This window comes from Niastella populi (assembly GCF_002078015.1).
Taxonomy (GTDB): domain Bacteria; phylum Bacteroidota; class Bacteroidia; order Chitinophagales; family Chitinophagaceae; genus Niastella; species Niastella populi.
Genome location: NZ_LWBP01000018.1, coordinates 1 through 8,013, shown reverse-complemented (window position 1 = coordinate 8,013; position 8,013 = coordinate 1). Strand labels below are relative to the sequence as shown.

Here is an 8,013-nt window from a genome sequence, read left to right as displayed (position 1 = left end):
TATTGTTTTGCCTGCTGTAAAATGTTATCAATTAGAATTTGCATTTATTTTCAATTCAAACATAATTCAAAATATAAAAAACAATCAAGAACCCATCGAATGTAGGATAAGATCTATTATATTTTACCCGATATTGGTAAAAATTCAAACTCTCCCTTTCTAACGAGCTCTATTGTTTTATTGTCAACGTAAAATGTTCTATTTGTCAGTTGTACGACTCTTGATTTTTTTTAATATCCAACTGCACCTACCATGCAAATTATCATTACCCCTTAATAGATCATGGTGATGTCATGCCAACAAGTTGGATAATCAGCTATGACTAAACGAATAAACGATGATTTTTTCAAGCCGCCAACAGCAACCAATATGTGTGTGGTTTCGGCCGATAAGTGAGCAATTTCGGCCGATAAATGTGCCGATTTTCATTGGTCGAAGTCGGAACGAGGTGATAGGCAAGGTAAGGGCAGAAAAAAAGGCATCAAAGACATTTCAGGTATATTCATAAAGAAAAATTCCTGAACCTGTCGCTGACGCCATCGGTCGTATTAATAAGCCTAAGTAATGCCCTGGTAACAGGACATGCCTTAACGGGTAGCAGAGATATACTCCTGCAGCGTGATCTTTCCACTGATCAGCTGGGCATATAACCTATTGCTGTCTACGTCAGAAGTTTTGATCTTACTAACCAGTTCCTTATCAAAAAACAAAGTTTTAATAGCTGATATCATAATTGTATATTTTTAAGTTTATTGATTATCAGGGAAGCTAAATATCAAACGATAGCACTGATAAAATCTTTATGAGGCAAAACAATCGGGTAGTAGCAGTAGTAATGACCGGGGATATATTCTTCTTTTGACAGTACAAAGATATTGCAGTTTTTGGGGCTGCTAAATCAACTCATGGTGTGTTTTATTATCCCAAAGAGCGGGCAATCGCTATAAAGCCCTTATTAACAGGGGATTTCATAAGTATAAGTTGTGATGTCCAACGGTGAGTGGGGGCGCGCAAAGTCGTAATAATCGGAGAATAAAAAGAAAGGCAGGCGCCGGCCTGCCTTATTATGTGAGTGTTGTTTATGTATCTTTTCTCATAACGCAAACCGCCGAACGCCACCGATTTTCGTATCTTTAGCGTATGGCGAAAAAAACCTTATCCATCTTCAGCGTTTTGCTTTTTCTTTCTCCCTGCATAGCCCAAGAGGCCCATTCCATTTATTCAGACAGCGGGGTATTTATATTACACAAGTTTCAGCAGGCTATAGGACGCGAAGTGTATCACATTACCAAAACGAATGGTACCATTCAGTATGATGTGGATTTTAAGTTTGTTGACCGGGGAAGTCCGGTCCCCCTCACTGCAAGTATTCGCGTAAATGCAGCCGGTGAACCGCTGTCTTTTTTCATGAAGGGAAAAACATCCCGCTTTTCACAGGTGCACGATTCAGTTAGTATTACCGGTCAGCAAGCGTATGTGCGAACAGCCGATACATCATTCAGCCAACGGCTGTTACCGAATACTTTTACCATAGAAGGATATTCCCCGGCTACCGTGCAGCAGTTGCTGTTGACGTACTGGAAACGGAAAAAACGGCCTGCCAATATTCATACACTTCCCACCGGCGCCCTGCAGATCCGCCGGGAGGGTACCGACACAGTAACCCTTAAAGGGAAACCCGTTATCCTGAACCGCCTGGCCATCCGCGGGCTTATCTGGGGCAGCGAAATGGTATGGACAGACCAGCACGATGATCTTGTATGCATCCTGACAATAGATGCCGAGGGAGATAAGACGGAGATGATCCGGGAAGCTTATAGCGCGCTGCTACCATCGTTCATTGCCTTTGGCGCTCAATATGGCATGGCTGCCTTTACCGCTTCCATACAAGGGAGTACACGGCCCGAAAAGATGCTCGCCATCAGGGGCGGCCAGGTAATAGATGTAGAGAAAGGCATTGCAGTACCGAACAATGTGCTGCTGATCAAAGATGGCCGCATTTACCAGATGGGCGATAATGTAACTGTGCCTGCCAACATCCGGGTGATCGATGCAACCGGAAAAAGCATAGTGCCTGGTCTTTGGGATATGCACGCACATTTTCAGCAAACGGAATGGGGACCGGCTTATCTGGCCGCCGGCGTAACCACGGTGCGCGATTGTGCCAATGAACTTGATTTTATAACGGCAACAAAAAAAGCGATCGACAACGGCAGCGGGGTAGGGCCTCATATCTTAATGGCCGGGATCATCGACGGCAAAGGGCCAATAGCCCTTGGCATTATCCAGACGGATTCACCGTCGACCGCTATCAAAGCGGTTAATCGTTACAAGGACCTGGGTTTCGATCAGATCAAACTGTATAGCTCTGTAAAGCCTGAAATCGTTAAGGTGATCTGTGATGAAGCACACCGGTTAGGACTTACCGTTACCGGGCATATTCCACGTGGTATGAACCTTCGGGCGGCCGTTGACTCAGGGATGGATATGGTGAACCACCTGCCATTTTTGATCGATCTCATGAAAAAAGATAAGTACCGCAATTTTGATCTTGAAGACTCGCTGACGCATGCTGCTATCGATTTTGTGAAACAGCACCGTACGGTAATAGATCCTACTATAGGTGTTTATGAGCTCTCGGCCAGGAATATAAAGGAAGATATTACAAAGCTGGAGCCGGCTTTTTATACGCTGCCGCTCACGCTTCAGACACAGTTTAAAAGTATGGGCCTGGATTCAGCCACCGCTCAATTGTATAAACCTGCGATTAAAAGTATGGGCATGTTGGTAAAAAAGCTGTATGATGCAGGCGTACCTATTGTAGCTGGTACAGATATGTGTTTCCCTGGGTATAGTGTAGCCCGTGAACTGGAACTGTATGTAGCAGGCGGTCTTACTCCAGCCGAGGCGCTTAAAACAGCTACCATTATTCCTGCCCAGGTTATGGGCAAAAGTGCGGTAACGGGTTCCATAACAACAGGCAAACAGGCCGACCTGGTTATCGTAAACGGCAACCCACTCACCAATATCAGCGATCTGCGCAATGTACAATTGGTGATCAAGGATGGGCAATTGTATCAACCCGAAGTGTTGCATCAGCTTGTTGAATTCAGGAGTAAGGCAAAACCGTAAGGGGAATTGGCCGGGAACAAGACGAAATCAATAGGCTTACTTTCATTATTTACATTAGAGGTGTTAATAAGCTGTCCATGGTGAAAGTTAAGTGGCTTGGGGTGGTGGCGCTACAACTTCCCTTGCTGTTATGTCTATTGTCATTATCTCTGGCAAATCTTTTTTGACAAAGCCTTGTGCTAATTGATTGATCTTTCGCCCTTGTGGTAAAAAATTGCCTTCTAAGCTGCCTACTGCTTTATTGTAGTTATTTATTGTTCCAGTCAGGCTTTTACCAATGCTTGCGATGTGCTCCATTAGGGTTGCACTTCGTTCGTATAATTCCACGGCGGCATCACGGATTGCTTCAATGTTTTCTATAGTACTTAGCTGATTCCAACTATAACCAATACTTCTAAGGATTGTAATCAATGTGGTAGGAGTGGCAAGTATTATACGATTATTTAACGCTTCTTCTATCATCCCGGGCCAAATTTGTAGCGCAGCACCGAAGCTGCTTTCAATTTGCATAAACATCACTACGAAATCAGGTGCGTCGTTAAATTGATCCCAATATGCTTTGCTGCCTAATTGTTTCAGATGTCCTCTGATAGCCTGAACATGTTTATCCATTGATAATTTTTGCGCATTCTGATCTTCAGTTTCGAAGACTTCCAGATAAGAAGTTAGCGGCACCTTACTATCTACAACAACGCATCTCTTTTCTGGCAACCGTATTATCATATCTGGTCTTAAACGACCATTGTCGGTTTCTGTACTTACTTGTTCTTCAAAATCGCAATGCTCCTGCATTCCTGCAAATTCGACCAGGCGCCGGAGAGCGATTTCACCATAGCGACCACGACTGGTGCTTGTTTTTAATGCGCTTACTAAACTTCGCGTTTCTTTGTCTAGGGCCGCAGTACTTTGTTTCATTTGGTCTAACAAAGAGTTCATATGACTATAAGCGCCCTCACGCTTTAATTCCAATGCGTTGATTTTGTCATCCATTTTCGTAAGGCTTTCGGATAAAGGTTTTACTACAGCATCTATGGCTTGCTGCCTTTTTTCCAATTCACTTTTGGATTCCGTTACTTTTTCTTCCAGTTTAGCCTTTGCTAACTCTACAAAAGTGGCATTGTTATTCTGTAAAGCATTGGCAGATAAAGCACCAAAAGCATCTTTCAAATTCTTTTGTGCATCTTCTACAAATTTTTGTTGTTCTTCCAGACGAGTAGAAACCGCTTTAGCATTAGCCTCCAGGCTTGCATTGTCTTCCTTTAGCGTCATTACCTGTCTTTTCAATTCATTTATTTCCTGACCAAGATCACCTTCCCTTCTTTTCAATTCATCAATTGTCTTATTTTTTTGTAAAATAGACTCTTCTGATTTAGCTTTTGCTTGTAGTGCATCGGTCAGCAGTTCTTGTTTTTCCTTTAATACAATCTCCTTATCGCTTCCTGTTTTTTTATGTTCTTCCAAAGAGCCATTAAGTAATTCAATTTGCGTATTTGAGGCCGCATTAAGTTGTTGTGCTTTTACTAATAACATTTGTGAATCTTCCCACTTTCTGTTTACTTCATGTAATTCCTGCTGTTTTAATGCAGTCGATTGTTCAAGTAGCTGAAGCCTGGTTTTTAACTCAGTAATTTGTGACTTTGCTTTGCCTTTAGCTAAAACCCAGGCAATAACAAAACCAACAGTAAATGCGGTAACAGTTATCAAAATGAATATTGTGCTATCCATGTTGTGATGATTGATATTTAAATAAAGAAGAAATCTAGATCAGTCATTATCCGTTGTAGGGAATCTTAGAGTGAGTGGGTTGGATAGAAAGAGAAAGCTGAAAGATAATAAAAAACGGTTTATCTATAGCAACTTTATATATGCGCTAATAGTTTATATGTATTAGTAAAACCGGGAGTGTTTATGATGCATACGTGCTTCGAATCTTTACCAGCTATACTTACTTTTATCAACGTAGGCTAACTAAATCCATCAACAAAAAGTTCGAGTTTTCAGCCCTTAGGGCACTCGGCGAAGGCATTCGAAGATGAAAGAAGAATGATTTACGATGGAAAAAATGTTTTTCTTAACCGGGGAAAGAATAAATCCGATAATAACGGGGTGCGTGGAGTGATGGTAGAATGACCTTTCAGCCGGTCATGAACGAAATAGTAGACCTGATCATTAAGTGGGTGGCAGAAAGCCCAGAACCCATATACTTTGTATATGATGCTATTCGAGTTGAACGAAAAGTATGGTTATGGCCATGAGGTGTACGATGGCACAGCGATCAATTTTGCAAATACGTTACGGCGGCTTAAGAAGTTCGAGAGGCCGGGGGATTTTTAAAACCGGAAAAGATTGTTGAATACCCTTGCCATTGAAAACATCACCATCTATCCTGTGTCAGTATCTTCACTGGAAGCAAACTGTTTTTAATCTGAAATATCCCATACATTTTTCCAACTCCTAAACTCAGCAGGAGTAACCCAATAACGTGCGAAATTACCCTCATGCAAAGACATTAGTTCCGTTTCTACCGTTTCAATGAATTTAGTTCTGTCATTTGAAGGTAGTTGCAAGGCCCTGTCATTCATTAACGCAACAGATTCTTCCCGTCCAAGGGTTTTTGAAATTATCTCGGTTATAAGCGTACGCATCTGTTCCCTATATTTTAGGCGGAACGGGTCAGGCTCTCCGAGGGATTGACGAACCGCAGCGTATTTCAGGGAGGAACGTTCATACGCCCACAAGAATATATCTTTCAAAAGTTCAATGCGGTTTAGCTCATATATTCCCAGCATACCCTGGGTGTAAAGATCGCTTGGCACATCGGTAAATGATAATGGCGAAATATTATTACGATTCAGGGGTATATTCGCTGCCAAACGCGATACACGCTTGTTTACATCATCGAAGGGTTGCAGGTAAGGGATATGAACCATGAGGAAAAAAGCTTGCTCAAATGGATTTTGAATTTGGTCCGCTTTTTCCAGGATGCGTTCAAACATAGCTTCTATCAATTGCGGCATGGCAAGTGGAGTATATACAGATTTGGAAATTCCCACAGCGAATGTGCGGAGTCTACCTGATGCTGCCGGATCAGGAAGCAGGTTGTTTGAAAGTAGCGCATGCAGGTTCAGGATTGTATAACGGTTAAGCCCGATACCATCGGTACCCTGTACAATAAACTCTATAGCATCCTTGTGATTAAGGATCATCTGCGCATCCCTGGCCGACTTATTGCTGGCAGCCTTGCCCTGCACAATGAGCCGCTCGGTATCCAGTAAAGAGTAGGTGTTACCTTCAAGGCGACTGGAGTTCCATGACAGATCAATAAGCAGTCGGTGTAGGATTTCTTTAACATAGGTTCCAGCGGGTTGATCTTCTCTCAGTGTTTTACCCACCTCCCCAAGTTTTTGTTTTTCACCTGACTTCAAATAACTGTCAATGTTAGGCCGGTAGCGTTCCAGGAATTCACGGTTATATCCTACTGGCTTACGGCGCGGTTCTGGAAGCAAAACAAGCGAGCGGATTTCCTGCCCTTCTTCCGAAAGGGGCAATATGCTCATGCCCTTAGTAGTATTTTCAAAATCTGCTCCTGACCGTTCAACACGCGGTACTGTATAATGATACCTTGTAGAGCGTTTATCACCGGAAGTTTTTACTAACCCTAATTTTTTAAGGTCGGCCAATCGCCTCTGAAGGGTGCGAAGCTCGATATCAAGGCCAGATGCGACTTTAATTTCTTCAATACTCCCTCCATGTTCCATTAAGCTAAGCACCTTTATTATGACCTCAATCTGTTGTGTGACTTTACTATTGCGACTCATTTATGACAGTTTATGCGACAATTTTATTGTTTGTGCGTCAAAATTACATAAAAATTGTCGTAAAATCCCGGTATTGCGACATAATCCACAAACCTCTATTTCTACCTGTTTCATAATTGAACTTCGCAATGAAAGGCCAATAACCTGGCATTATAAAAGAGTCCCGCCGTAGCGGGACCCTTCCATAAACCCTTCCATAAAACTATTCATCTTCGTTGAGCACTGCCAATTGGCTTACGGCGCCCATTACGCCACCGGCCACAGCAAGGTAACCTGTCAGGCCGGGGAATGCAAACATCGCTACACTTACGGCTACCAGCGCCACACCTACGTTGCGAAGTATTTTGAAAAACTTCGGGGTGGAACCCTGTATCCGGTTGATAATATTGCTCATATTAAAAAATTTACTGGTTAACAAATAATCACCGCTTTCTACTAATCATTGCCAATAACCACATCTGCGCAACTTACCGGCCACGGCCCCTGCGCACAGGGCGCTGGCCAATAAGGTCTGCCTGAAGGCAAGTATGGAAGCTTCTGTAATTGCATACCTGCTTTGGGGCAAACAAGCGCATAGGGTAAGTTGACCGCAACAAATCAGGGTAGGCTGGCAACGATGAATCCGGGCTTCGGTTGTATGGCTGCTGTAACAACGACAGCGTTTCCATTACAGGAGGTAAGCCGTTCATGGTTGCCTAATGTCGATTACTGGTCAACTCGTCAACTGGTCAACTAACCTTATCTACCAACACAATACTGGAAGCATTGTGATCACCCGATTTCAGCGCATAGCTGCGGGAGTTCACCCGTTGGTAATACTCGATGCCCAGTACCGCCACAACCGTATCGGTGCTATTGGCCGGCAATGCCAGTGTAAGGGTATTTGCCTGCGTGGGATCGCTGTTATAAGGCAAATCAGCGGTTCCCTGCATGGCGTACTCGTACTTCTCCGTGTCGAAGTTGATGGCAGCGGCGGCGGCCACGATCCTGAAATGGGTTGTTCCCCGGGCCTCCTGCACCATGTTGCGTGGTACAAAAGCAGGAATGGTCACCGTTACTTCTC

Annotated in this window: 7 protein-coding genes; 2 read left to right on the top strand and 5 right to left on the bottom strand. The window is 43.4% G+C overall.

The window, feature by feature from the left end:
- Window positions 1–587: 587 nt before the first annotated feature.
- Window positions 588–731, bottom strand: coding sequence for a hypothetical protein (locus tag A4R26_RS34775; RefSeq protein ID WP_165760151.1), 144 nt, complete (start codon window positions 729–731; stop codon window positions 588–590).
- 409 nt (window positions 732–1,140) lie between these two features.
- On the opposite strand from A4R26_RS34775, the gene A4R26_RS04815 reads away from it, so the two are divergent.
- Complete coding sequence (locus tag A4R26_RS04815; RefSeq protein WP_081161447.1) at window positions 1,141–3,132, top strand: amidohydrolase family protein; 1,992 nt, start codon at window positions 1,141–1,143, stop codon at window positions 3,130–3,132.
- Between the two features lie 87 nt (window positions 3,133–3,219).
- Here the strand turns inward: A4R26_RS04815 and A4R26_RS04810 are convergent, their stop codons facing one another.
- Window positions 3,220–4,857, bottom strand: coding sequence for a DNA recombination protein RmuC (locus tag A4R26_RS04810; protein WP_081161443.1), 1,638 nt, complete (start codon window positions 4,855–4,857; stop codon window positions 3,220–3,222).
- 486 nt (window positions 4,858–5,343) lie between these two features.
- Here A4R26_RS04810 and A4R26_RS35795 point away from each other — a divergent pair, with 486 nt between their 5' ends.
- Complete coding sequence (locus A4R26_RS35795; RefSeq protein ID WP_278248404.1) at window positions 5,344–5,466, top strand: hypothetical protein; 123 nt, start codon at window positions 5,344–5,346, stop codon at window positions 5,464–5,466.
- A gap of 86 nt (window positions 5,467–5,552) precedes the next feature.
- Here the strand turns inward: A4R26_RS35795 and A4R26_RS04805 are convergent, their stop codons facing one another.
- The 3 genes from A4R26_RS04805 to A4R26_RS34770 form a co-directional block, all read right to left on the bottom strand.
- Window positions 5,553–6,950, bottom strand: coding sequence for a Fic family protein (locus A4R26_RS04805; RefSeq protein WP_081161440.1), 1,398 nt, complete (start codon window positions 6,948–6,950; stop codon window positions 5,553–5,555).
- 202 nt (window positions 6,951–7,152) lie between these two features.
- Window positions 7,153–7,344: a hypothetical protein gene (locus A4R26_RS04800; RefSeq protein WP_081161437.1), complete on the bottom strand. Its 192-nt coding sequence runs from the start codon at window positions 7,342–7,344 to the stop codon at window positions 7,153–7,155.
- 334 nt (window positions 7,345–7,678) lie between these two features.
- Window positions 7,679–8,013 (bottom strand): hypothetical protein (locus A4R26_RS34770; RefSeq protein WP_207625677.1); only part of this gene is annotated, 335 nt, incomplete at its 5' end.